Genomic DNA, 23405 nt, shown 5'->3' on the forward strand with positions numbered 1-23405 from the left:
GCTATTCTTCATCACGGCCGGCACCCTTGCAATCGCCATCGGTGCCGGCCTCCTCTCCATACCGCATTGAAAGACGTGAAAGATGGTGGCTGACGAAACCGGAGATGAAGAGATGCAGATGCCGGAACGCGCGAAGAGGATGGGGGCGAATATCAATACCCTCGTTGGAATTCTCTCGATCGCCTCTTCGGTCGGCATGGGTGTCTGGGTCACGGCGAACAAAAGCCGCGATATCGAGGACCTGCAGGGTTGGCGGAAGGACTTTATCGTTCAGACCGAAGCGAATTCAGCCCGCGTCGATCAGCGCCTGCAGGCGATCGAAACGCGACAGTCGACCGCCGAAGGCGATATCAAGACGCTCGGCTTTCGGATGTCAGCAAGCGAACAATCGGTCGGGTCCGTACTCGCCTCGATCAAGGATCTGACGTCATCCGTCAATGAGCTGAATGGGATGTGAAGGTCGTTCGCGAGATTCTGCAGCGGCAGGATCGGCAGAGCGGCAATCAGCGCTGAGGAGGCAAAAAAATCCGCCGAGCGGGTCTCTGGATGCCTTCGGATTGTCGAGGTCGCTTCCGCGAAGGGAGTTGTAGGAAATATGGGAGGAGTCATGAATTCTCTGAAATCGATACTCTTAAGCGATCGGCGATGAATGTTGGTTGATCGTCGATAGAGATGTTGACAACGATGTCACCTGGCCGATCAAAATTAACCAGCAGACCAGTTGGAAACGCGTGGGCTGGTAGTGCTGCGTCAGAAATCTGAAACTGCACATCTATCTTTCCCAAAATGACAGAGTTTTTGCCGTCTTCATAGGTGACTGTTACGCTTGTTTTATGATCGCCAGCAGGCAGACCGAAAATTTGAATCCATGTGGCCATGGGTTGAATGAAAGGGGCTTGAAGCCTGATTTCGCCAGAATAGACCCCAATCAGGATGAGTTTGCCGTTGAACTCTTGACGTATGTCGTCGCAAAATACGACGCGAGCCCTTATTTCTGCCAATGTACGCCCCCTAGACCAGCGGCCGTCTTGGCGACATTTTGGGTTGGGGCCCTAGAATTCCATTCTGCTTTGCCAAATGAACCGGAGCTTTCCGTGACGCATGTGGAATGCCTCCGATTGGATAGTGCTTCTCTCTGGGGCCAGTGCCGTTCAGCTCGCAGGAAGCTACCATCGATAGCAAAAAGTAGTTCTGCTATCGTGTCTATCGTCCAGTTCCCGGGCGTATTCAGAAGACGAGATACTTGAGCAGGATCTTTACCGAGCCGGCGGGCAATGTTTGCGCGTGTTATACCGGCTTCGACACAAGCGTTCGCAACCATGTCAAAAACATCGTCTCGCGCGGTTTGAGTGACATAACCAAGTGTGCGATCGCTGATACGATCGTCGCTAGATGGCTCAGCCAATAATGATGTTTCGTGAGATGTATTCAGCATGTGTGGCCCCAATCAAAGGCGAATTTTGAGGAAACAGGAGATCCCATTGGGCTCGGCATCGTTTTACTGCTGCGCCAAAACGAAGATTGTCCCTAGCTTCCCATGTAAGCAGGATGAGACTATCGACTTGGGCGAATGCGCCGAAGATACGGATTTGCGGGCGCGGTTGTCGTATTCGCATATCCACGATTCCCTTACTTGTAGGAGCATTTCTCGCCACAAGAGTTGCGGGGTCTTTTCGCATCGGGTCCATGGCAAATCGAATTGCCCTTCCGGTGGTGAAAGCATCTATTTGAGCTCTCGCTTCACCCGCAACTCTATCAAATCGAGCATGAACAGACGCTCCACCATTTAGAAACTCACCGACTTCCGTTGATACAAAAATGTTTCTTTCCACTCCACGCCCAGGAAGCATCGGTCTTACGAACGACAGTCGGCCTGTTGAAACGTGGTTTTGCAATTCCTCCAATATTGACATATAAGTCAACAAACCTCTATCAGCAATCGGCTATTGAATGAATTTTTGGTAATTGGCGGTTCTTCATTGCCACCCCGGCCTTGTTCCAACAGCAAGAGAGCCGATTCGTAAATTTCTTCATGTTAAGCGTCGGTTATTTGGAATTTGGCCCTTAGGTGGCTGATCAAGGCCATAGATATCCCACCCGTTGCTGTCAACGATATCAAAAAAAGGCGAATGTCGATGCCGACAATTCGCTCAAAGGTGTGTATTCCAATGAAACCGGACAGGAATTCCGATCTTTAACCGGACGCTTATTCCAGCGTTTTACCGGACGCGATTCCGAGGCGAAGCCGGACGATGTACAGCGTCTCTGGGTCTGAGTTGATCATTGTCGGCGAATATCGGGCAGGTCAAGCCTGAGTTGCATTCTCGGCTGACAGGTTTCGATGTTTGCGCAGGCTCTCACCGGAAAGTTCGATGCGGTAGGCGTTGTGGACAAGGCGATCCAGCACGGCGTCGGCGATCGTGGGATTTCCAATCATATCGTACCAGTGGTCCACGGGGATTTGGCTGGTAACAATGGTCGAGCGCTTCTCGTATCGATCCTCGACAATCTCCAGGAGATCGCGTCGTTGCTCGTCGGTGAGCTTCTCCGGCCCCCAATCGTCCAGGATGAGGAGATCGGCTTTGCCCAGGCTCTTGAGCATCTTTGCGTAGCGACCGTCGCCTCGTGCCAGGGCGAGCGCGGCAAAGAGCCGTGGCACGCGGTGATAGGCGACGGCAAGATCCTCCCGGCACGCCTTTTGACCGAGAGCGCAGGCCAGCCAACTTTTGCCGACGCCGGCAGGACCGATCAATAGCAGGGAGTGCCGCTGTCTGATCCAGTCGCAGGTGGAAAGCTTGAGGAAGAGGTTGCGATCGAGACCACGCGCTGCTCGGAAATCGGTATTCTCGATTTGGGCGTCATGGCGCAGCCTGGCGGCACGGGCTCTGGCTTCGAAGCGCTTCTGGCGACGCGAGGTCTGTTCCCGTTCGAGCAGGATCGCGAGCCATTCGCCGTGCTGGAGGCTTCTCGCTTCCGGTTGCATTTCCAGTTCCTGGAAGGCGGAAGCCATGCCGGAAAGGCCGAGTTGGCGCAGCGTATCTACAGTGGGATTGGTCAGCATTCTTGATTGTCTCGTTAATGAAAGTAGGCTTTGCCGCGAAGATTGGCATGCTCGCCGACGGCGGCAGGTTCGGCGGAATGTCGTGGTGCCTTGTAGGTGCTGATGAGCGCGGTGATGCTTTTGCAGGTCAGTCCGCCGATCTCGACGGCACGGGCGGACACCGCCTCGGCCTGCATCGTAGGAATTGCCCGATAGAGCTTCAGCACGCCGAGGCAGGTTCGAAAGCCTTGTTCCGGATGAGGACGGCTGGCCAGGATAGCGATGATCAGCCCCTCGGTCTGAGGCCCAATGGAAGCGCCCCAGCGCTGGAACCTTGCAGGCGACCATTCGGCATAGCGCCGGTGCGAGCTGGGCATATGGTCAGGATCGGTTCCGTAGCGTGATCCGCCGTAACGACGCTGGTGGACTGCGATCCTCTTGCCCTTGAAGAAGACCTCGATCGTGCGGCCCGTGGCCCTGATATCCACCTGCTGTCGGATCAGGGTATGGGGCACGGAGTAGAAATAGTGCTCGAACTCGACATGGTAGTCGGTCGAGACCCGCGCCAGCTTCCACTCGGCGTATTCGTAGTCCTCTGCCGGAAGAGCCGCGAGTGCCGGGCGTTCCATGGTCTTGAACATCTCCTGGCGGGTTTGGCCCAACCGCTTCATGACGTGCGTGTTGATCCGCTCGACGGCATCCCGGATGGCGGCGTTAGCTTCCTCCAGTGAAAAGAAGGTCTGATTGCGTAGCCGGCCGAGGATGCAGCTCTGGGCGAAACGTACGCCGGCCTCGACTTTTGGCTTGTCTTTCGGCCGCTTCGGTCGCGCCGGAAGCACGCCGACGCCGTAATGGGCAGCCATCCTGCCGAAGCTGTGGTTGATCTCCGGATCGTAGAAGCTCGCCTTGTTGACGCCGGACTTCAAATTATCCGGATTTTGTGTCCCGAACGGTTATGTGCCCCGCAGCCTGGTGATCCAAGCGCTCTCGCCGACACGGGGCACATAACGATCAGAGGTCGGCGAGCCATTCGAGAAGCTTTGGCTCGCTCTGCCAGACTGGCTTTCGGGGAGGTCCCACCGAAGAACTAGCAAGTCCCTGGCAAGCCTCAAGCGCCTCCTGCTTCATCCTGATGCTAATCTCGGCATATCGGTTGGTTGTATCGAGGCTGACGTGGCCAAGCCAGCCTCTTATGACGTTCACGTCGACGCCGGACTCGAGGAGATGAACGGCCGTCGTGTGTCTCCAAACATGTGGAGATATGGACCTCTGTCCATTGCCAATGCGAATATTCGAACCATGACGCCGGACAAGCTTATATAGGCCGAACCGCGTCAGCGGCTTCCCGACGTTGCTGAGGAATACCGGACTTTCTGTAGCGGCTGGGTGGCGTCGGTTACGCAGCATCTCGCCAAGCAGGCGGGCAGTCTCGGGCCATAGTGGACAGGTCCGCCACTTGTCGCCCTTGCCGTGCAGGTTCACCCGCGGTGAGGAGGTCAAAACCAACTGATCGACGATCAGTCCGGTGACTTCCGTTGCGCGGGCGCCCGTATTGTACAGGAACATGAGCAGCGCCTTGTCGCGGATGGCCAGCTTTCCGCTGCGCGGCAGTTTGTCGAAGAGCCGTTCGACCTCGTCGCGCTCGAGATAATAGGTGGCTGCTGGCTGCGCACGCTTCCTTGGGATGGCGGCGACGCGTTCGGCCTCCGGCAGCACTATAGGTTCCTGGCCCCCGGCATTGGCGAAGAAGGTGTGCAGCATTGCTAGCCGGTGGTTCCGTGCTCGGATGCCGTTGCCGCGCTCGGATTCAAGATGGGCGAGAAATGCCCGCACATTGTCGGCGCTGAGGTTCTCAGCCTGAGCTTGCTGATCGGGGTTCGGTTCTCCCGGGCCAAGAATAGGAGAAACAACCGGATCCCGTCGCGGTAGCTCCGGATCGAGGTGGACGCCAGACCCTTCTCGGCTTTGAGATGGTGTTCGAAGAACTGATAGACGAGGCTGCCGACGGTTCTCATGGCCGTCCTCCATACGAAAGCGGTGCTGCAAAGCGTTCGAAGCGCTGGCCGGCGGCTTCAAGGAGATCGGCTGTAACGGTGAGATAGACGGCGGTGGAAGCGGGGTCCACGTGGCCCATGAAGGTCGACAGCTTAACGAGCTTGTCGGTGGGATTATGTCCGTCGCGATACCACCGCAGAAGTCGCCCGACCGCAAAGCTGTGTCGCAGATCATGCACGTGAGCCGGCGTTCCTCCCGCTGGGATTGGTATGTCCAATTGATCGGCCAGCGAACGGAAAATGATACTGATCGTGCCGGGGTTCACCGCTCGACCCCGCAGGAAAGAAAACAGCGGCGTGTCGGGGGTAACCGAAACTACGTGCTGTGATCGCAGCGTCATGAACGCATAAAGGCGCTGTGCCAGCTGCGGCCCCATGGGAATGAGCCTTGACTTGGAAAACTTCGTCTCGCGAATGGTGAGCACGTCACGATCCCGATCGACATCCCGCCAGCGCAGGCGCGCAACCTCGCCGACGCGCAGACCAAGCCCGAACAACAGGCTGAAGATGATGGCATAGGCAGGCCCGCGAAGCGGGGCGTTGTTCTGATCCGGGAGCTCGGCGGCGCGATCGATGAGCTGTTGAGCGGTCCGCAGATCCAGGATGCAGGGCGGTCTCGGATTACCTCGGCGGCGCGGCTTCATCGTGACAGGAGAACGATCAATAAAGTCATGCTCGACCATCCACTCGAACAGCCGGCCGACGACGCCGATCAGATGGTTGAAGCTTCGAGGCCGCGAGCGCGGACGGCTCAGGAAGAATGCATCGAGGAGCGCCGGGGTGATCTCGGTCAGGTTCGTCACCGCTTGAGCGTTGAGGTAGCCGTCGAACATCCGCAGCACCTTGTCTTCGACGTCATAGCGCCGGTTGAGCGCGCGCTTGTGGCGAAGGAAAGCGACGATGTAGGGTGCGATCGGGCTTGAAGGCTCGGGAAGACGCGGGCTCATTGCAGATCCTCCCCATCACCCAGAGCTACTTCCCGCAAGCCATCGACCTGGACCTTCGCGTAAATCATGGTCGAGGAGGCAGCGCGATGCCCGACATAATCGCCGATGGTCTTGAGCGAAAACCCCGTGTCTACCAGGCGCTGGACGCAGGCATGACGGAGAGTGTGTGATCCTGGACGGCTAACCGGAATCCCCGCGCGATGAAGATACTTGCTGGCAGTGGCCGACACCGCAGAGTGTGTAAGTGGCGATTGTGGGGCCAAATGCCGCCAGAAAAGCAATCGGCTTTGAACGTCAGGCCGCCCGTTCCTGAGGTAATCCACGATCGCCTCACCAACGACGGGGGCCAGCGGATAGGTGGTGCTGTGCTCGGCCTTGCGCCCGTGCACATGCAGCCGATCGCGCTTCCAGTCGACATCGTCGAGCGTCAGCAGCGCTACTTCACGGGAGCGCAGCCCATAAACGGCCATCAGCAGCAGCATGGCGTAGTCGCGCCGGCCAACCACGGTGCGCCGGTCCACCTGATCGAGCATATCCTGGACCGAACTCCAACTAATCGATCGAGGGATATCGGCCAGCCGATAACGTTGAGGTATCTCGACCAGCTTGCTGATGTCGCGCTGAAGGACGTGTTCCCGATGCAGGTATCGCAGGAAGACCCGCAGGATGCTGGCAAGACTGATCATCACGGTGCGGCCGAAATGCGAGGCCTGTGTCGTGATGAAGGTCGTCACCACCGGTAATGTAAGCGACTTCGGATCGCATCCTATATCGCCGAGATGTCGCTCGAAGACGCGAAGGTAATGCCGGTAATGCGCGATGGAGCTTTGCCGCAACCCTCGCTCATCTCGGAGATAATCGAAGAACCCTGGAATCTGGATTGCAAATGGATCGGGCAGCGAAGGTCTGGTGCGGTCATCGCCTGCCTTCCATACGACCAGGCTGAAGAAATGCCGCATGATGCCAGTGACAAAGTTGCGGTCGCGTCGACGTGCATCAGCCGATCGACCGGAATGACGATTTGACAACCAATCAGCGATGAACGGCTCGAAGAGCCCTTCCGCTTGTTCTATACGTTCGACATTCTGGCCGGCAGTGAATGCCGCAAACTTCACCAGCACGGGAACGCGGCGATAGATGCTTCGAGGCGTATAGGCACGTTCGCACAAAGCCTTCACATACTGCTCGATCTGCGGCCCTAGCCAGCAATCCATAATCCGATCGATAGTTTGTGGTTTGACGAAAAAGTGTTCCAACATGACAACCTCCATTCTGAATTAAGGGGAATAGGAGGGTGCGCTCGTTGTTCGCCAGAGATGTGCCGCCACAGACAATCTGGTCGTTTGATCACAGAAACTTACGCCCGCCGGGGCGCATAACCGTTCGGGACACAAAACCCCGATTACGTGCCCGGGCACGTAATCGTAGACGATAAGGCGCGGCACGCCGCCGAAATAGGCGAACATGCGCACGTGCGAGCCGATCCAGTCCGGCAGGGTCTGAGTCCAGGTGGCTTCTGCAAAGGCATAACTCGATGCACCGAGCACGCCGACAAAGATCTCCGCCTCGCGGATCTCGCCGGTCTTGCGATCGACGATCGGCAGCTTCTTGCCGGAATAATCGACGAACACCTTGTCGCCAGCAATGTGGACCTGCCGCATCGTTGGCGTCAGACGCCGCTCAAAGCCGCGGAACAGGTCGCAGAACCGACTGAAGCCGTAGCCATCAGGATAGACGGCTCGATATTCCTCCCACAGGATCGTCAGGGTCACGCCGGGCTTCTTCAGCTCGACCGCAATGACACTCCAATCCGGCTCTGGTAGTCGCCGTACCCCTTGTTTGGTGCCTTGCCGGGCGAAAAGTTTACATTCCAGGACGTCGTCCGTCAGATCGGCAGGCAAAGGCCAGGATAGCCCTGCCGTCGCAGCTCGCCCGATCCCGTCCTGCACCGTGCTGCGGGCAATCCCGAGCAGATCGGCAATATCGCGAACGCTCACGCCATCTGATCGCAGTCGAAGTAAATGTCGTAGTTGTCTCATGGTCAGCCTTCGTCTCTTCGACATGCCATCTCCTCAAGTTCAAAAGGAAATGCATGCCAAGGTTGCTGACCCAGGGGCACTGCTTACGTTGAAAAACGTCCGGTATCAAATCGGAATCGCGTCCGGTTAATTCTCGGAATCGTGTCCGGTTTTTGATCGGAACGCCGTCCGGTAAATCATCGGAATCTACACTCAAAGGTTTTGCCCGGGCGCCCGCCTCGGCACCCGTCCCACCATCTTTCAAAACAATAACGGCGCTGCAAGTAGCAACGCCGCTCATAAAATGCTGATTCCCGAACAGGCCGCGCCCGCAGGCCGAAGGGCGTATATGATCCACGCCATTATCACGTTCTAATTCAGCGGTCGGAAGTGTGCCTCCGACGATTGAAACAGAGCACTTCATGGAAACTGTGCCCCTATCCCTAATCGGATAGGGGCTTTTTGCTTTTGGGTGCCCGCTTGGGCGTTGCTGTGCGAAACACCGTTGTCATGAAGTCCGAAGAAACAACGCATTACCAGGTCTGTCGATTGTACCGCGCGAACGAGCTTCACGCCCGGTGAACGGCTCAAACTCATCATCGCCGTCGAGATATTCCAGCTCGTGGTCAATATGGTCGATCGCCCAGCACAGCGCCTCGATCTCGCTTCTCAGGTGCTCCGCCAAGTCCTCGGTAATGATGGCGATATCGGCAGCAGGCAGGGAGGCCTTGCTGTTGATGATCTTGATCGCATCAGCCTCAAGGCCGGCAAGATGATGCTTCGCCCGCTCGATCTGGAACAGTAGCGTGCTGCGCTGATCCATCAGGTATTCTCTGGTTTCGTCCATCATTTCGGCACCCGGCACGGCTCAGCACAAAGGAAAGCCCTGAGGGGGAATCCGCAGGGCCAGAGAAGTGAGAGATATCGGATGGAAAGGAGCTCCGATAACTTTGGTCTAAAGGACGTCATGTCCTGACCACGATGGCAGAAGTTTGCCAGAATTCCGCCTCGCCGTAAAGTTCAGACTAATGGTTGGTCACCAAGCGGACGCTGAAAGCTTCGTGCGTCAATGAAGAAGCTGCGCCACCATCAGCACCAACGTGCTTAGGCCCGCGCACACTGTCAAAGCAGTCAAAATCGAAGTCGACATCATATCGCTCCTCAAATCAGATTTTGCGAGCTGACTACTGCAGCGGTGGGGGCGGTGTTCTCATGGGAGGGAAAAGATGAGAGCGACCCGACCTGTGGTCGCCGATGACGTCGCAGCTTTCTCAAGCGTCGCCGGCGTTTCTTGGCGATATCGTCGGCAACCGTCGAGACGTAGCCACTATATTCGGGAAGTTTGCGGTCATGGAGCGTATTGCGCCTGATCTCACGATTGATGGTCGATCGGTGACGGCCGAGCTTACGTGCTATCTCGTTGATCGGCACCTTGCGCTCGACTAAATGATGCAGGCGCCGCCGATCGGCGAGGGTCAATTGCGAATAGTGCATAACGACAAGCTGTGGCGTAATCAGGAATATGAAACTGGAGAGCGGTTTTCCGGTGACGCTCGAAGCTTTCCAAAGAAAAATAGCCACCAATATAGACCCCGTTGGGAAGATGTCTGCTGACATCCCTACTTCTGCGAAACGTATGGCACGGGCGCGGACTTGCGCGCAGCCGTCGGGCGCTCCACCAGAATGGTTGTTCGCGGGAGGTCGTACGCCACGCTCAACGCCTTGAGCTCGTCGTCCAGGCGCTTGTCCGCTTCGTTGAGGCGGTGATGAAGGCGATGGTAATCCGTCCAGGTCGGCGTCCGGAAGGTCTCGAGCCATCGCGAAGGCTGCTGAACGTCGCGCGTGAGTGTCCACTGGCGTGCACCGACGCGGCTTTGAACCAGCCGACGCCTGCGCATGATTTCAAGAAAAAGGTCAGCATTCTCGTCCGCCACAGCGTATTCTGTCGTGACCAGGATCGGGCCACTTCGCGGCTTCAGATCAAGTGCCGGCACAGGCGCATCGAAAGCGCCGGAGGCTTCGAGCTCCGACTCTAGGCGGTTGCTGATCGGGAGCTTGACCCCAAGTGCCGCAACAACCAAGGAGGACGCAGCAGAACATGCCAGGGACAGGGAGAGGGAATGATTTTCCGCGATAATTCCCCAGAGCCAACTGCCCCCGGCAATCCCCCCATAGGTGAAGGCGCTGTAGATGGAAATCGTGCGACCCACGACCCAACGTGGGCTTGCCAACTGCACATTGACGCCGAACCCCGACCATCCCGTCACCCAGCCTGCGCCCCCGAAGGCAAGGCAGACTGTTGCGATGATAAGGGAGGACGTCAGAGCAAGTGAGATGGCACATGCCGCACACGCGACGCATGCCAGAACGATCAGCAGCTCCTGCGTGACCGCGCGCCTGAGTGGCGGGTTCACGAGCCCCGCGACCAGCGCGCCGGCGCCAAAGCCCCCCATGAGAATACCGTAGTCGATCGGGCCGCCCTTCAAAAGGTCTCTCGCGACGAGCGGCAGGAGCGCCAGCATTGAGGTTCCGGTCAGCCCAAAGAGCGTCCCGCGGACAATGGTCGCCTTGATTTCGGAGGATATCGCGGTGAAGCGCAGGCCATCATAGATGGCCGTCATGAGCGCTTCCCGGGGGAGGGGCGACGCTTTCACGGTCCACTTGTTTCGCCACAGGGCGGTGAGGGGCGCGACGAAGCCGAAGGTGGTGAGCGCGAATGTGACGAGCGGCCCGAATACAGCAACGATGATGCCGCCGAGGGCGGGACCGACGCTACGGACCGTGTTGAAGCCGACATTAAGAAGTGTCACGGCCGACGGCAGATGGCGGCGCTCCAGCATATCGCCAAGCGAAGCGCGCCAAGCAGGATCGCTCAATGCGATACCGCAGCCGTCAAGGAAACTGAACGCCAGGATCATCCATGGATCGGTGATGCCGAAGGCCATGAGGATCGTCAGCATCGCCGAGGCCGCCATCATCAGGCTTCGACCGACGATCATGACCATGCGCCGACTGTAGTTGTCGGCAATCGCGCCAACGAAGATCGCAAGAAAAAAGGCTGGCAGCGTGGATGAGGCCTGAACGAGGGCAACCATGACATCGGACGTCGAAACCGTGGCCATGAGCCAGCTGAGCGCTACCGTCTGCATCAGCCAGCCCAGGCTGGAAAGCTGCGACGCGAAGAAAATCGAACGGAACGTCGAATTCTTCAGTGGCGCCAATAGCCCTATGGATGCTGTCTCTTCTTTTGAAGGCATGTCATTCAGTCTCTTTCGGGCGGGTCACTTCGGCCGTGCTTGACGGGCGTATTCGGCGATGAGGGAAAGGAGTCGTACTTCGGTCTGCCATCATTTGTCGCTTGCCCAGTCGACGCTTTGTCCAAGAGTTCGCGGGCCAGGCATCGGCGCGTGGCGGCAAGGCCGGAATCGAAAACCGAGGGAAAAGCGGCTGTCGTCGAGCAGGGATCGACGACAGCCGAGCGAACCAGGATGGCAGGGGTTGATGCCACTCCCAGGCCAGGAGCTGTGTTCGGCTTGCGGCTAGTCTCCACAGTCTGAACCGTGAGGTTTTGTTTCTGGCCGACGCCATTATGGGACCGTTGCCGCTGCTCGATAAATGGCCTCATCGCAAGATCACCTCATGGACGCGAAACGCGCGCGACCGGTTGGCTCCGGGTCCGTCGCGTGTCTGTTGTGCGCTCAATCACAAGATCAGTTTCCGGAGGCTTGTCACTCATATGCAAAGCGGCGAGAAGCTGTACGACTTCCTGATCCCACGGGGAGAGACGATGATGCAAACGCAGGAAATCCATCCAGGTCGGCGTGCGGAATGTTTCTGTCCAACGGGAAGGCTTTCGAAGATTTCGCTGGAGCGTCCAGTCACGTGCGCCTGCCCGGGCCAGGGCGTATCTTCGAGTGCGCATGTGATCGAGGAAGATGTCCAGGTCGCTGTCGTCTATGGCATATTCCGTCCTCGCTGCAATCGGGCCGCTTCGGGGCTTCAGATCAAGCGCCACCGTTGGCGCCGGATAAACCGAGCCCTGCTGGTCTGCCTCGGCCGCCAGATGCACCGGCAGGACGAACCCTGATGCGGCGACGAGTAACAGGGCCGCTGCGGCAAGTTCGAGAGAAGATGCAAGCGAATAGGTCTGGGCGACGGTGCCCCAGATCCAACTGCCGGCTGCCATGCCGCCGGAGAGGAATGCGTAATAGATGGAGAGCGTACGGCCGACGACCCAGCGCGGACTTGCCAATTGCACCCAGACGTCGAACCCGGTCCAGGTGATGACCCAGCCGGCGCCTCCGATGACAAGCGCAAGTGTCGCCAAAGGTACTGAGGAGGTGAGGGCAAGTGAGATGCAACAAAACGCGCAAGCGATGGAAGCGATCGCCATCAGCCATTCCTGAGGAATCAATCTCCTTAAGAGCCGGTTGTTCAGTCCGGCGATGCAAGCGCCTGTTCCGAAACCGGCAAACAGTATGCCGTAGATGATTGGTCCGCCGGCCAAACGATCGAGGGCGACAAGCGGCAGAAGAGCAAGTATGGCAATGGCGGCAAGGCCGAAAAGGGTGGCACGTATGATCGCCGCCCGGATGTCGGAAGAAAGCGCCGTGAACCGCATTCCGTCATGGATTGCTGTTGAAATTCGCTCTGCAGGCAGCGGAGACTTGCGGACGTGCCACTTGTTGCGCAACACCGCGCCGAGAGGCGCTAAGTTGCTGCAGGCGGCAAAGAGAAAGGCCGCCAACGGACCGAGGAACGCGAGAATGGCTCCGCCCAAAGCCGGTCCAACGCTGCGCGTCATGTTGTATCCGACCGACATAAGCGTCACCGCAGCCGGAATATCTCGCTTGTCGAGGATATCGCCCACCGAGGCATGCCAAGCGGGGTCATTCAGCGCAAAGCCGCAGCCTGCGACAAATCCCAGACCTAGAATCAGCCAGGGACTAACGAAGCCGAAGGCGGCAGCAATCGCCAGTACGATGGAAGCGAGCGCAATCAATGAGAGCCCGGTGATCATGACCGATCGACGGCTATAGGTGTCGGCGATTGCTCCGGCGGGAATGGAGAGTATGAATGCCGGAAGCGTCGTTGAAGCCTGCACAAGCGCGACCATCAGATCCGAAGCGGAGATCGTCGCCATGAGCCAACTGATCGTGACGGTTTGCACCAGCCATCCCAGGTTGGCGACTTGCGTGGAACTCCAGATCGAACGGAATGCTATACTGCGTAGCGGATCAAGGGTGGTTGGCCCGCGCGCGGTGACGTCTTCGATCTGCATTCTTGATGGCTCTGAGCTTCGCATTGACACCGTGACGCCACAGATTATCCGCAACTCGGATACGAATTTCGGCGTTATTGGAGTTCTTGGCGCAGGAACCCTGCGTTGAGCGGGAGTGTATCAGGCAGTCCGACCAGTTCTAGCACGTTGCTGGCTTATTATTGAGCTTGTATGCCGTTTTTCCTTCCTGAACGATTATCCCTTCGGAAGTGCGTACCGGAGCACGCGCAATTCGTCCTCATCGCCGAGGGAAATTTCCAACACACGATTGGCGAGATCGTCATCGTCGTCGAGTTCGGCCATAGCCTGTTCGAACAGCTCGATCTGCATATCGAGGTCCATACCGGGCGGGCGGTTTAGGTAGACAGCCCGGCATGGATGGCAACGTCTGCATATTGCCCCTTCGTCCCGGGCTTGTCTTTCGGCCCGCGGAAGTCGACCGAGTTCTTCGTGACGAACGTCCAGTCGCCCTAAAGAATGATCGGTGTGAGCTCCCAGTCTTTCAGGCCACCCAGTTTTCATCCAGACGACATGGCTCGTTTCGCCATAACCTTTTTCCAGCGCCATCTTAGCCAGTTGAGGACTGAGGCACTCATCAATCAGAAACTTCATCCCGCCTTCGTGCGACGGGGGACGCGACGATCTGTGAGGATGACCGAACCTTCGGGAAGCTCGCCCAGCACGCGGGGCCGCCCGCGCAAGGGATTAGCTTCCGCATAGATTGTCGCGAGCCTGATCTTCTCTCTGTCCAGGCCAGGCCAGGTTTCGAGAATGCGCTCCGTGGAATTGCCCGCGGATACGGACGCGGCAACATCATGGACAGGAACGCGGGTGCCTCGAATGACAGGCGTCCCACCAAGGATGTCGGCCGACGATGTGACGACCTCCCGTGCTGCGGCAAGGTCGTCCAGCCGCTCGCTCGCGCCCCTCATAAAGGGCATGAGATCGATCGTCAGAAACTCGTGGTGCACGGTCCAATCTTCAAGCAACAGGGCGGACCACGGGAGGGTGCGGGCTCTCGCAAGCCGGGCCTCCGCCGTCCGGATAGTAGACAGGCGTTCTTCCGAGGTAAGGCGGCGGGCGCTTTCGAAGTAAAACGTGATAAGCGAGCAGGCTCCGGCGAGGACATGACGACCGTTGTCGAGCGATATGAACGCTTCCGGCAAGATGTGCTCGTCGATAACGCGATTGACGTCGCGCAGGCTCACGCGCGAGACAACGGCAGCCTCGCTCGCCTTCAGCATCTCGGCAACTGCTGGCATGGTTGAGCCATCGGTATTAATTCTTCCGATGGGTCGGAATATATAACTTGTTGGGGGCGATATCAAGGCCTGGGACGGATCGGCGGTCGCCGGTTGGACTTGAGGCATTGGGTTGATGAGGACGAGCCAAGATCGAAATCGCCGCTGGGCAATCGTTATATTGGTGCGCTATTTCGCTCCTTATGACGTCCTCTAGCGGAATTCCGCATTTTGCTTTATCTTAGAGTCATACGAAATTCCGGACACCGGCCAGCAGGCGAGCGATATTCCGCATGAGCACTACGATTTTCAATACTCTTGGCGAGCAACTGCTGGCCGCCCGCAAACGACGCGGTCTCAGCCAGCCTGCACTTGCGACAAGGCTCGGCCGGGACCGGGCACGAATATCGGAACTCGAAAGGGACCTTGCAACCGATCGACGGGGTAGGGATCGACTGACGCTGTTTGCCGAAATCTGCGATGCCCTCGACCTTGTGCCGGTCCTGCTGCCGAAGTCCCGGATGGGGGAAGTGAGGCAGTTGATTGGCGATGCTAGAGAACACCAGAATAAAGGTACGGCGGCCAGCGCATTTGAGGAACTTTTCGTCGATCTCGATGAAGACGACAATGGGGAACCGTGATGGCGAAATCTTCGGCGATCCTTGGCGTCCATCTTCTGGATCAGAACATCGGGAAGGTGAGGGTAGGGACCCTGACGCGCGATAGTGACGGCGCGGTCGCGTTTGTCGTTGCGGAAACGTTCCTGCGGGATCCAAGGCGGCCAATTTTGAGCCTGGGCTGGTTCGATCCTGACGATGACGAGGGCACACGCAATCGTCTGGCGCGGCGTGGGGACAAAATTGGGCTTCACGGCACATTGCCACCATGGTTTTCAGGATTGCTTCCAGAGGGCGCCCTCAGGGACCTCGTGTTGAACGAGATGGGGCCGGGCGATCACGATGAGTTCGACGTCCTGACCCGCCTCGGCGGCGATCTCCCCGGCGCAATCCTCGTCGTCCCCGAAACAGCGGTTCCAGCGTCAGCCGGCCCGATCACCATTGAAAAGAAAGATGGTGTGGATGTCCCGCTGCCCGATGGCACGGTCAAATTCTCGCTCGCCGGTGTGCAGCTCAAGTTCACGGCCAACGTCGAGGGCGACAGATTGACGGTTCCCGGTCGCGGTAACACCGGCCGCTGCATCATCAAGGTGGCAAGCGAGCGATACCCAGGGCTGCCGGAAGCTGAACATGCGGCCATGCAGATGGCAAGGACGATCGGCGTGCGGACAGCAAACTGCCGGCTTGTCTCCAGCACCGCGATCAGCGGCATCCCTGCGGAACTGTTGGCTCATGGTGAGCGCGTTCTCGTCGTCGATCGCTTCGACCGTGCCGACGATGATCGTCGCATTCACATCGAAGACGCAGCCCAAATTCTAGGAGCGATCGGCGATCGAAAATATACGATGGCGACGACCGAGACCATCATCAACATGGTGCGCCGCTTCAGCACCGACCATCGCGATGACATATTGGAAGCCATCCGCAGGGTAGTTGCAGACGTGCTTTTAGGCAATGGCGACAACCATCTCAAGAACTGGTCTTTCCGTTTCCCGGCACCTGGCGAAATCCGGCTGTCGCCGGCCTACGATATTGTCCCGACCGTTCTTTACATGCCGTCCGACACTATGGCGCTGAGGTTCGTCAAAACCCACAGCTTCGAAAGCGTGAACCTGCATCGCTTTGAGAGGGTCGCAAGTTTTCTTCGCCTGGACGCGAAGCTGATCACACGCGAGGTCGTTGCGACAGTCAGGCGTGCGCTGGAGCATTGGCCGACATCGGCGCCTAAACTACTGGGGGAAAAGAAAGCAAAGCAGCTTCTTGATCGCCTTGGCACGCTGAGCCTGGTGGACGAAGTGCGGCGTCAATCGTAGTCTTTGGCTCACGTCGGTCCGGGCCTTGCACTCTCTCTAATTCACCCCTATGTTTGGGGGTGGATTAGAAAGGGCAATAGGATGGAACATCTGACAACGGCACAAGCGGCTTTTGTGGTTGATGCGCCTCTAGACACTTTCAAAAAGGTTGTCGAGCGCGCGCCGATCAAGCCGCAACTCGTGAAGCGAGGCGGTCGGAATATTAGGCAGTTCGGTCAAGCCGAGCTGGTATTTCTCCATGCCTATGACGAACTCAAACAGGCGCTGACACCCAAGAGCCAGTCCGAATTCTACGAGGCGTTGCGAAGCTCTCTCAAACGCGGTCACGCGAAAGAGGTCGTGTTCGGTAAACAGCGCTACGACATTGGTCAGCACCTGGTCTTCGTCGAGCGTAAGCTGAAGGAACTCGACAAGCTCACTGCTCAAATCGACCTATCCGGCAAGGAACCGCTAATCCGGGGAACGCAAATCGAGGCGCATCGGATTGCCGCTCTCCTCGACGCCGGCGCGACTGTCAAAGATGTCCTTCGCGACTATCCCTCCTTGAAGGAGCAACAGGTCGTTTCCGCGGGAGTCTATGCGGAGGCGCATCCGAAGGCGGGGCGGCCGTATCCGAAGCAAACGGCAAAAGCCGCCATGCGCGCAGCCGATCTTAGCGCGTTGGATGACTGAGCTTGAAATATCTGCTCCATACAAATGTCTTAAAGGAAATCGGTCGACCCGAGCCGCACGAAAATGTGGCGGCCTCGATACGGTTGACGATACTGATCTCGCGATCAGCGTGATCTCGGTTCGAGAGGTTCCGAAAAGCATCGAGAGAAAGCGGAACACCGACGAGGCTGTCGCCCGCCGGTGGGGGCAAATGCCGGGACAATCGGACAAGATTCCGACGTTATCGGTTTGGCCGCGACGGCGCAGGTAAATGACCTTGTCGTCGTCACCCGAAACACCGCTGATTTTCAAGGGCGGGCGTCACAATCCTGGACCCGTTTAAGAAGACTGCCAAACCTGCCTGGCCAGGCTCGTCTGCCGATTAATCATGTTCGAAAATGCATTTAGTTCGTTTAGTGCGGAAAAGCCAAAATGATTATTGCAAAAGAGACGGTGCCCGGTTGAGCGACCGAAATGTGCTTGTGGTCGAGCCCGCATTCTTCATGCAACAAGGTGTCGATATGGTGTGCTGGGATGCCGCTCTCGGCTCTAAAAGCTTCCGCGAGCTCGATGTCGAACATCGCTCTCGTCATTCGGGCGCGAGCGCGCAAAATTTCCTTCTTCGCCTTGGTTAATGTTTCGCCATCGATTTTGTCGAGCCACGCGTTGTAGCGATCGCGCGCTGATGCGCTGCGTTCTTCTGCAGGCTTATTGAAACGCTGACGACCAGGCAGCATTCTGGTTAAGTGTAGATCGCGCCAGAAGATTGCTACCGGTCAGAGTGAACTGGCCGAGTCTCGCTGATCTCAACTTTGGGCAAGCTGCTGGCTTCAAAAAGAGGAGCACTAAGCCGCTTCTCTTCGTCCATCAAGTGGCCAAGCTGCCGTGCCGATAGCGCCGCGACTTTATGCACTAAAACGGAAACTATTAGGCTGCTGACGGCCATTGCGTAGGGAATCCAATTGGGCTGAACCCTTTCAATCGACAGAGAAATAAAGGTTGAGAAGCCACCGACTGCCAAGATCGAGATCGCTACACCGTTAAAATACGCGATTTGAGCCCGTAGTTGCTCTTTCTTCGCCTCAGACATCGACGGCCCTCCATTGATCCCGGCACGCAGTCATTTTCAACCCGGTAATATTAAAATGCGTGGCTTTATCAGCTCCGGAACATTATACCCTTGCACGGTGATCGTAAGCTCACGGTTGGCATCATCCTTGTGCCCGAACAAGTAGGTCCAACTGCTCTCAGAACGTTTCTGGACCAGCTTCTTGAATTTGGGGTGCGCTGGAGTAACCTCTCCGATCTTCGCAAGGACGGCGCTGAAATCCTTATTCCGATTAAAGATAAGGACCGCTGCTTTTGTATCTCGCCAGCTAAGATAAGAAAGCACCTGATCAAGGGTTTCCAGATAGCCCTTTTCGCCGGTCCAGAATTTGCATTCGCCAATAAAGATATTTTTCCTATCGACTTTGATCAGAATGTCGGACTTTCCTTCATAGTTGAAAGTTTCGGCCGTCGCATCGCCGGCAAAATGCCCATTGAGCTGGACTAGAAAATGGGTCCGCAAGCTCTCTCCATCGATTTCCCGGAACGCCCCGGGGCTTTGCTCCATGACGCCGACCATATTCTCCATCACCAATAGAACATGCTCATAGTCTTCTGGGGTGAGAATAGGCTCTGGCTTGTACGGATCGCGAGAAGCAACGGGCCTTGGGACAGAAGGATGAATGGTACGACGGACGGAAGGAACTGCGAACGTTTGGCTCGCGCCGGGGCGCTCCTTCATTTTAAAACCCAACCCAGCAAGAAGCGATTTGCCTCGGAGAAGTTTTTCCTTGCGATGGTCAATTGTTCTCATCGCTAAGTCCCCTAGGCTCGCGTTGTAGGCCTGCGCGTCATTTGTCAACCAGCTCAAATGCAGATTGATCGATGCAACCATTCCATCGATCTGCTGCCTCACGCGCTCTGCCGTAAGATCGGTTCCCGCGATGGAAAACGAGATAACGCCATCGTCCACATGCGCCCGGGGATTGTTGAAATTGCTGGTCGTGGGCTGGATATCAAATCCGACTTTATCGCCGGTGAAAGGCAGCTCGACGTCAACTGCCGTTCCAGTAATGTAATGCGGGCGCGAACGGTCATCTATCCACCTGTTTTGATCCTGACTGATATCGATTTGAGCTTCCCGTTGGTCGACCACCAAATCATCTGGGTAAATCGTGGGAACCTCGAACGCGAATTCGCTCACAAGGTAACGAGCCAGATCGGTGGTAGACGTATTGAGAAGCTCGTCGCCATTCTTGGCCTCGACAGTAGCAATCAGCTTTTGCCTCCACGCCTCTTGCGTTGCGAACCAGTCACCTTTGTTGAAAAGGTAGTCATTATACCAATCGGCATTGGTCAGAACCGATGTGCCCAGTCGCGCATTCCGATTGACATGATCTTCCAGGGCTGGTCGACCAGCTTGTTCCAAGCGGCGCAGCAATGATTGACGATGTCGTCGTAGGATGTGAAGACGCGGTTCGACAGCCAGTTGTCGCGCAGGAATTGCCAGACATTTTCAACAGGATTCAGTTCTGGGGATCGCGGCGGCAGGAAGAGCAGGGTGATGTTTTCCGGCACGATCAGCTTGGCCGATGAATGCCAACCCGCCTGATCGAGGATCAGAACCGCGTGCGCACCGTTATCGACCTCGCGGCTGATTTCCTGAAGGTGCGCGTTCATTGCCTCTGTGTCGCACCAGGGCATGACAATGCCTGCACCCTTACCCTTCTTCGGGCAGATCGCCCCGAATATGTAGGTCCATAGCGTTCGCTGATCGTGGGGGGCCGATGGACGCGTTCCCCGTTGCGCCCATCGCCGCGTCATCTTGTTCTTTTGCCCGATGCGGGCTTCATCTTGCCACCACAGCTCTATTTCTGTGCCTGGAGCGAGGGTCTTGCTGATCGCGCTGATCTCTTCCGGGAAACTTATGGAATGGCCCGCCCTTTCACCCAGCATCGAGTAGGATGCTGATATCGGGAAAGAGAAAGGAACGAGCGAATGTCTATTGCTATCCTCGGTGTTGATCTGGGCAAGAACTCTTGCAGCATAGTTGGCGTCGATGCGGCCGGTGCCGTGGTCGTTCGTCGTACAATGCGCCGGCAGACGCTGATCGACTATGTGACGAAGCTTCCGGCCTGTGTGGTCGCAATGGAAGCATGTTGCGGCGCGCATCATCTGGGACGCCTGTTTATGGCGCAAGGCCACCAGATCCGGTTGATGTCGCCCGAATACGTTCGCCCATATATCAAAGCGCAGAAGAACGATGACCGCGATGCGGAGGGGATCGCGGAGGCCGCTTCACGGCCGACAATGCGTTTCGTTGAACTCAAGAGCCAGGAGCAGTTAGATATCCAGACGTTGCATCGGGTGCGTTCGCGCCTCGTAGCCGAACGAACGAACCTTCTCAACCAATTGCGAGCGATCTTGCTGGAACGCGGGGTGATCTTTCCTGCTGGCAGGCGAAAGTTCGAGCTTGATTTGGATCGCATGCGTTCCGAGGGCAATGAGACCTTGTCGCCCCGCATGCGTCAGCTGATTGACGGGCTGCGTGCCGAATGGAAAGAGCTCGACGCGAAGATTGGGGCGCTGAACGATGAGTTTGTCCAACTGGCGCGCAACGATGCCGCCACACGCAGGTTGACCTCGATCCCTGGCATTGGGGTGCTCAACGCGACGGCTTTGGTCGCGGCCGTGGGTAATGCAAGCAGCTTTGCCAAGGCCCGAGACCTTGGCTCCTGGCTTGGGTTGGTTCCGAGACAATACAGCACGGGCGGCAAGGCACGGCTGCTTGGGATATCCAAGCGTGGCAACACCTATCTGCGCACTTTGCTCATCCATGGCGCGCGTGCGGCATTGCCATCGCTTTCAAAAAGCGACACTCCTTTGGGGCGATGGCTGACAGCAATGATCGAGAGAGGCGTGCATCGGAACGCAGTGGTGGTGGCGTTGGCCAACAAGCTGGCGCGTATCGCTTGGGCCGCTTTACGCAAAGAGACACGCTTCGAACGCGGTTACCTGGTAGCGACGGCATAATTGGGTCGGAACATGCTATCGCACGTAGCCCAATGAGGTTTGCAGGAAGGATCGTGAAGATGGCCTGACAGTCGATCGGCGTTTGGAAAGCCCGGTTTAAAAAATGGCACATGATGCCGAGAAACTTATGGGGCTCTAGACGCGCGGATGTCCATCTTGGCCATGGGGGCGACCCATGAGACCGTATACGTTGACGCAGACTGATCAGAACACCGTAAAATCTTCTTGCAGACGGGCGGGCCATACGTTTTTTAAAATCCTCCACCGCCAATTCGTTCTGGGCATAGTGGCGAGGACGGGCAGACAGCTTGGCAAAGCCCATGGCCTTCAACTCACGTCCCACGTGCTTTCGTCCAGCGATATCCGATAGTCCTCGAATATCAAGCGTGCCAGGTCCTTCAACCGCCAGCGCACAACGCCGTGAATCGCCGGGATCGGCCCCTTCTCCACAAGACGACGAAGCTCCTGGCGCTGATCGTCGTTGAGTTTCGGACGCTTGCCCGGAGCCTTCACGTTTAAAAGACCCTCAGGGCCTTGCGTGTTAAAGCGCTCGACCCAGTCCCGCACGATCTGCACAGTCACGCCACCAACTCTCGCGGCCTCGCCGCGCGTCGCTCCATCATAAATCTGCGCGAGAGCCAGAAGCCGCCGCGTCTGAGCGGCATCTTTCGACAGCCGCGCCGCCTTGCGCAAGTCATCGCCAACATAATCCGTCCGAAGCCGAAGTGCTGATCCCATGGCAAACCTCCCGTTTGCACCATGGATTCAGATTCATCGCGTTTTGTGAACCCTCAAGAGTCAGCAGCAATGCCGATTGGTATTAGAGCCAGAACGATAGCCGCGCATGGATAAACGTCTCCCAAGATCAAGCACTTAAGGAGATAATATATTACCGATTACCAGATATACCCATTCTGAGACCTACAATGAGCATTGCGCACAGCTTTTTTCAGTGTTGGCTGCTTTATATTGCGTCGGGTTACTGCATTTCGACGCTTGCCGCCCTCGTGGTTTTTTCATCCTGATGGGCGCCCCCGCTCCAGCTCTTTAGATATCGATCCGAATTTCAGAGAGTGACGGTACCCTCAATGCATGTCGTTACTTCGCCGCCAATCCAGATTTCCGCGCCCAACTGGTCCACATGGCCGGGAATTATCGGGGCACCCAAAATCGCAAAAACGCCCGCCAAGCATGTGATGTAGGCTCGCATAGCGCGAATCGATAAATGGCCGTATTGAACTGGGCAATCTATCTCGAATGACAACAGTTAAATGGGAACGCACGATACCATGCCGCATGAAATTCTCGACTTCGTTGCCCGAATAGCATGGCCGTCTGTCGCGTTGACAGCCATCGTCATTCTCGGACCGTTTGGCGTGTTAAAAACTACCTTGGGCGAAGTGGCGGTCAAGCTTTTTGGAATCACGTCAGCCGTGCATGATTTCAAAATAATCGCAACCGATTTTCACAAGACGCAGGAAGCCCTGAGAAATTCCACGGGTTGGGTGGACGAGTTGCAGATACAACTGCACTCAATTGCCGAGCAATTGGAAAGTCTGAGGCGTACGACACAGGACATCAACATCACGACCCAAGACTTGGCTATTACCGAGGGGAGCCGGTCGTTGGCACAGTCGGTCGAATCCGACGGTTCTGTCGAAAATGTCGAAGCAACCCTCCCCACTCTTTCCGTTGATCAGATGTATGATGATATTCGGGATCGCTGGTACACGTTGACGGAGCAGCTGAAGAGCAGGGTAGGTGCCGAAAACTTTGATGCTCGCTCCATCGGTGCTGTTGCTCGACGACACGTTGATGGTCGCCGTGCGCGTCCTCTCACTTTGATGGAGGCGGACAGGTTCGAACGACTTCATTCGCAGATGAAGCGTTTCAACCGCCTGCAGAGCACTCGGCACGAATGGTTGACACACGAAGTTTACAGCGCGTTCATTAAATCCGTCGAGCAGGCGACAGCCTCGCTCTCGGCAGCGAAGTCAGGACGAAGAGCTTGAAGATCGCTGCGCATGCCACGTGACAATTCTAATGGACCCGGCAGGAAACCTGCAAAAAGACATCCAAGTGGCCTTGCTTCGACAAAACATGACAGCTTGGCAGCGAACGTTTCTCGCCGACATCCAAGCTCTCTTTGAGCAGTCTGCCGGG

At 57.0% G+C, this 23405-nt stretch carries 23 protein-coding genes and 2 pseudogenes; 6 read left to right on the forward strand and 19 right to left on the reverse strand.

Annotation, left to right across the window (positions count from 1 at the left end; translation table 11 throughout):
* Positions 1 to 82 precede the first annotated feature (82 nt).
* The gene (locus RHSP_RS14360) at positions 83 to 457 is read left to right on the forward strand and encodes a hypothetical protein (RefSeq protein ID WP_004118259.1); all 375 of its coding nucleotides are present in this window, start codon (positions 83 to 85) and stop codon (positions 455 to 457) included.
* A 148-nt stretch (positions 458 to 605) separates the two neighbouring features.
* Here RHSP_RS14360 and RHSP_RS14365 read toward each other — a convergent pair whose 3' ends face one another.
* From RHSP_RS14365 to RHSP_RS14425, 14 genes and pseudogenes are all read right to left on the reverse strand, one after another.
* Positions 606 to 1001 carry a DUF6941 family protein gene (locus RHSP_RS14365; protein ID WP_004118260.1) on the reverse strand — a complete coding sequence of 132 codons (396 nt, stop codon included), beginning with the start codon at positions 999 to 1001 and terminating at the stop codon, positions 606 to 608.
* Between the two features lie 1304 nt (positions 1002 to 2305).
* Positions 2306 to 3061 (reverse strand): IS21-like element helper ATPase IstB, encoded by a 756-nt coding sequence (gene istB, locus RHSP_RS14370; protein ID WP_015342034.1) that lies wholly within the window; start codon positions 3059 to 3061, stop codon positions 2306 to 2308.
* 14 nt (positions 3062 to 3075) lie between these two features.
* Positions 3076 to 3966 carry a transposase gene (locus RHSP_RS14375; protein ID WP_200863263.1) on the reverse strand — a complete coding sequence of 297 codons (891 nt, stop codon included), beginning with the start codon at positions 3964 to 3966 and terminating at the stop codon, positions 3076 to 3078.
* Between the two features lie 85 nt (positions 3967 to 4051).
* Positions 4052 to 4801 carry a tyrosine-type recombinase/integrase gene (locus tag RHSP_RS14380; protein WP_240535426.1) on the reverse strand — a complete coding sequence of 250 codons (750 nt, stop codon included), beginning with the start codon at positions 4799 to 4801 and terminating at the stop codon, positions 4052 to 4054.
* 2 nt (positions 4802 to 4803) lie between these two features.
* Complete coding sequence (locus RHSP_RS35585; RefSeq protein ID WP_240535427.1) at positions 4804 to 5055, reverse strand: site-specific integrase; 252 nt, start codon at positions 5053 to 5055, stop codon at positions 4804 to 4806.
* Complete coding sequence (locus RHSP_RS14385) at positions 5052 to 6041, reverse strand: tyrosine-type recombinase/integrase (protein WP_004118271.1); 990 nt, start codon at positions 6039 to 6041, stop codon at positions 5052 to 5054. Before RHSP_RS14385 ends, RHSP_RS35585 begins: the two co-directional genes overlap by 4 nt.
* Positions 6038 to 7300 carry a tyrosine-type recombinase/integrase gene (locus RHSP_RS14390; RefSeq protein WP_004118273.1) on the reverse strand — a complete coding sequence of 421 codons (1263 nt, stop codon included), beginning with the start codon at positions 7298 to 7300 and terminating at the stop codon, positions 6038 to 6040. Before RHSP_RS14390 ends, RHSP_RS14385 begins: the two co-directional genes overlap by 4 nt.
* A gap of 18 nt (positions 7301 to 7318) precedes the next feature.
* Entirely contained in the window at positions 7319 to 8104 is a 786-nt protein-coding gene (locus RHSP_RS14395; protein WP_183932622.1) for a transposase, read from the reverse strand.
* 463 nt (positions 8105 to 8567) lie between these two features.
* Positions 8568 to 8909, reverse strand: a complete 342-nt coding sequence (locus RHSP_RS14400) for a hypothetical protein (protein ID WP_210305352.1) — start codon at positions 8907 to 8909, stop codon at positions 8568 to 8570.
* Positions 8910 to 9313: 404 nt separating this feature from the next.
* Positions 9314 to 9553 (reverse strand): annotated as a pseudogene (locus RHSP_RS33600) (helix-turn-helix domain-containing protein); the annotation flags it as partial.
* A gap of 125 nt (positions 9554 to 9678) precedes the next feature.
* The gene (locus tag RHSP_RS14410; protein ID WP_004118281.1) at positions 9679 to 11316 is read right to left on the reverse strand and encodes an MFS transporter; all 1638 of its coding nucleotides are present in this window, start codon (positions 11314 to 11316) and stop codon (positions 9679 to 9681) included.
* A gap of 380 nt (positions 11317 to 11696) precedes the next feature.
* A complete protein-coding gene (locus RHSP_RS14415; protein ID WP_004118282.1) occupies positions 11697 to 13340 on the reverse strand; it encodes an MFS transporter in 1644 nt (547 codons plus the stop codon).
* Positions 13341 to 13535: 195 nt separating this feature from the next.
* Positions 13536 to 13952: a hypothetical protein gene (locus RHSP_RS35125; RefSeq protein WP_004118284.1), complete on the reverse strand. Its 417-nt coding sequence runs from the start codon at positions 13950 to 13952 to the stop codon at positions 13536 to 13538.
* A complete protein-coding gene (locus tag RHSP_RS14425; RefSeq protein ID WP_004118290.1) occupies positions 13949 to 14602 on the reverse strand; it encodes a DUF433 domain-containing protein in 654 nt (217 codons plus the stop codon). The genes RHSP_RS35125 and RHSP_RS14425 overlap by 4 nt, the downstream gene beginning before the upstream one ends.
* Before the next feature lie 272 nt (positions 14603 to 14874).
* Here RHSP_RS14425 and RHSP_RS14430 point away from each other — a divergent pair, with 272 nt between their 5' ends.
* From RHSP_RS14430 to RHSP_RS14440, 3 genes are read left to right on the forward strand one after another with little or no spacing between them, the layout of a single operon-like run.
* Positions 14875 to 15222, forward strand: a complete 348-nt coding sequence (locus RHSP_RS14430; RefSeq protein ID WP_004118293.1) for a helix-turn-helix domain-containing protein — start codon at positions 14875 to 14877, stop codon at positions 15220 to 15222.
* Positions 15222 to 16511: a type II toxin-antitoxin system HipA family toxin gene (locus RHSP_RS14435; protein WP_004118296.1), complete on the forward strand. Its 1290-nt coding sequence runs from the start codon at positions 15222 to 15224 to the stop codon at positions 16509 to 16511. The genes RHSP_RS14430 and RHSP_RS14435 overlap by 1 nt, the downstream gene beginning before the upstream one ends.
* 3 nt (positions 16512 to 16514) lie before the next feature.
* Positions 16515 to 17183: a DUF433 domain-containing protein gene (locus RHSP_RS14440; RefSeq protein WP_240535428.1), complete on the forward strand. Its 669-nt coding sequence runs from the start codon at positions 16515 to 16517 to the stop codon at positions 17181 to 17183.
* Positions 17184 to 17575: 392 nt separating this feature from the next.
* On the opposite strand, the gene RHSP_RS14445 is transcribed toward RHSP_RS14440, so the two are convergent.
* From RHSP_RS14445 to RHSP_RS14460, 4 genes and pseudogenes are all read right to left on the reverse strand, one after another.
* Positions 17576 to 17899: a hypothetical protein gene (locus RHSP_RS14445; RefSeq protein ID WP_004118301.1), complete on the reverse strand. Its 324-nt coding sequence runs from the start codon at positions 17897 to 17899 to the stop codon at positions 17576 to 17578.
* A gap of 32 nt (positions 17900 to 17931) precedes the next feature.
* On the reverse strand, positions 17932 to 18252 hold the full coding sequence (locus tag RHSP_RS14450) for a hypothetical protein (protein WP_004118303.1): 321 nt from the start codon (positions 18250 to 18252) through the stop codon (positions 17932 to 17934).
* Positions 18253 to 18288: 36 nt separating this feature from the next.
* Complete coding sequence (locus RHSP_RS14455; RefSeq protein WP_240535429.1) at positions 18289 to 19650, reverse strand: hypothetical protein; 1362 nt, start codon at positions 19648 to 19650, stop codon at positions 18289 to 18291.
* Positions 19566 to 20093, reverse strand: a pseudogene (locus RHSP_RS14460) (IS630 family transposase); the annotation flags it as partial. The gene RHSP_RS14455 and the pseudogene RHSP_RS14460, both read right to left, overlap by 85 nt.
* Before the next feature lie 114 nt (positions 20094 to 20207).
* On the opposite strand from RHSP_RS14460, the gene RHSP_RS14465 reads away from it, so the two are divergent.
* Positions 20208 to 21242: an IS110 family RNA-guided transposase gene (locus RHSP_RS14465; RefSeq protein ID WP_004118306.1), complete on the forward strand. Its 1035-nt coding sequence runs from the start codon at positions 20208 to 20210 to the stop codon at positions 21240 to 21242.
* A 327-nt stretch (positions 21243 to 21569) separates the two neighbouring features.
* Here RHSP_RS14465 and RHSP_RS14470 read toward each other — a convergent pair whose 3' ends face one another.
* Entirely contained in the window at positions 21570 to 21980 is a 411-nt protein-coding gene (locus RHSP_RS14470) for a helix-turn-helix domain-containing protein (RefSeq protein ID WP_004118308.1), read from the reverse strand.
* 533 nt (positions 21981 to 22513) lie between these two features.
* Between RHSP_RS14470 and RHSP_RS14475 the strand changes: the two genes are divergently transcribed.
* Positions 22514 to 23254: a hypothetical protein gene (locus tag RHSP_RS14475; protein ID WP_004118310.1), complete on the forward strand. Its 741-nt coding sequence runs from the start codon at positions 22514 to 22516 to the stop codon at positions 23252 to 23254.
* Positions 23255 to 23405 lie beyond the last annotated feature (151 nt).

Origin of the sequence: Rhizobium freirei PRF 81 (assembly GCF_000359745.1) — a bacterium.
Lineage (GTDB): Bacteria > Pseudomonadota > Alphaproteobacteria > Rhizobiales > Rhizobiaceae > Rhizobium > Rhizobium freirei.

Coding starts and splice junctions, on each gene's coding strand:
- RHSP_RS35585 (WP_240535427.1), bottom strand. CDS start 5,055: ATGAGAACCGTCGGCAGCCTCGTCTATCAGTTCTTCGAACACCATCTC.
- RHSP_RS14395 (WP_183932622.1), bottom strand. CDS start 8,104: ATGTCGAAGAGACGAAGGCTGACCATGAGACAACTACGACATTTACTT.
- RHSP_RS14435 (WP_004118296.1), top strand. CDS start 15,222: ATGGCGAAATCTTCGGCGATCCTTGGCGTCCATCTTCTGGATCAGAAC.
- RHSP_RS14450 (WP_004118303.1), bottom strand. CDS start 18,252: ATGTCTGAGGCGAAGAAAGAGCAACTACGGGCTCAAATCGCGTATTTT.
- RHSP_RS14400 (WP_210305352.1), bottom strand. CDS start 8,909: ATGATGGACGAAACCAGAGAATACCTGATGGATCAGCGCAGCACGCTA.
- RHSP_RS14425 (WP_004118290.1), bottom strand. CDS start 14,602: ATGCCAGCAGTTGCCGAGATGCTGAAGGCGAGCGAGGCTGCCGTTGTC.
- RHSP_RS14385 (WP_004118271.1), bottom strand. CDS start 6,041: ATGAGCCCGCGTCTTCCCGAGCCTTCAAGCCCGATCGCACCCTACATC.
- RHSP_RS14475 (WP_004118310.1), top strand. CDS start 22,514: ATGGGAACGCACGATACCATGCCGCATGAAATTCTCGACTTCGTTGCC.
- RHSP_RS14410 (WP_004118281.1), bottom strand. CDS start 11,316: ATGCCTTCAAAAGAAGAGACAGCATCCATAGGGCTATTGGCGCCACTG.
- RHSP_RS14360 (WP_004118259.1), top strand. CDS start 83: ATGGTGGCTGACGAAACCGGAGATGAAGAGATGCAGATGCCGGAACGC.
- RHSP_RS35125 (WP_004118284.1), bottom strand. CDS start 13,952: ATGAAGTTTCTGATTGATGAGTGCCTCAGTCCTCAACTGGCTAAGATG.
- RHSP_RS14390 (WP_004118273.1), bottom strand. CDS start 7,300: ATGTTGGAACACTTTTTCGTCAAACCACAAACTATCGATCGGATTATG.
- RHSP_RS14415 (WP_004118282.1), bottom strand. CDS start 13,340: ATGCAGATCGAAGACGTCACCGCGCGCGGGCCAACCACCCTTGATCCG.
- RHSP_RS14445 (WP_004118301.1), bottom strand. CDS start 17,899: ATGCTGCCTGGTCGTCAGCGTTTCAATAAGCCTGCAGAAGAACGCAGC.
- RHSP_RS14465 (WP_004118306.1), top strand. CDS start 20,208: ATGTCTATTGCTATCCTCGGTGTTGATCTGGGCAAGAACTCTTGCAGC.
- RHSP_RS14380 (WP_240535426.1), bottom strand. CDS start 4,801: ATGCTGCACACCTTCTTCGCCAATGCCGGGGGCCAGGAACCTATAGTG.
- RHSP_RS14470 (WP_004118308.1), bottom strand. CDS start 21,980: ATGGGATCAGCACTTCGGCTTCGGACGGATTATGTTGGCGATGACTTG.
- RHSP_RS14430 (WP_004118293.1), top strand. CDS start 14,875: ATGAGCACTACGATTTTCAATACTCTTGGCGAGCAACTGCTGGCCGCC.
- istB (WP_015342034.1), bottom strand. CDS start 3,061: ATGCTGACCAATCCCACTGTAGATACGCTGCGCCAACTCGGCCTTTCC.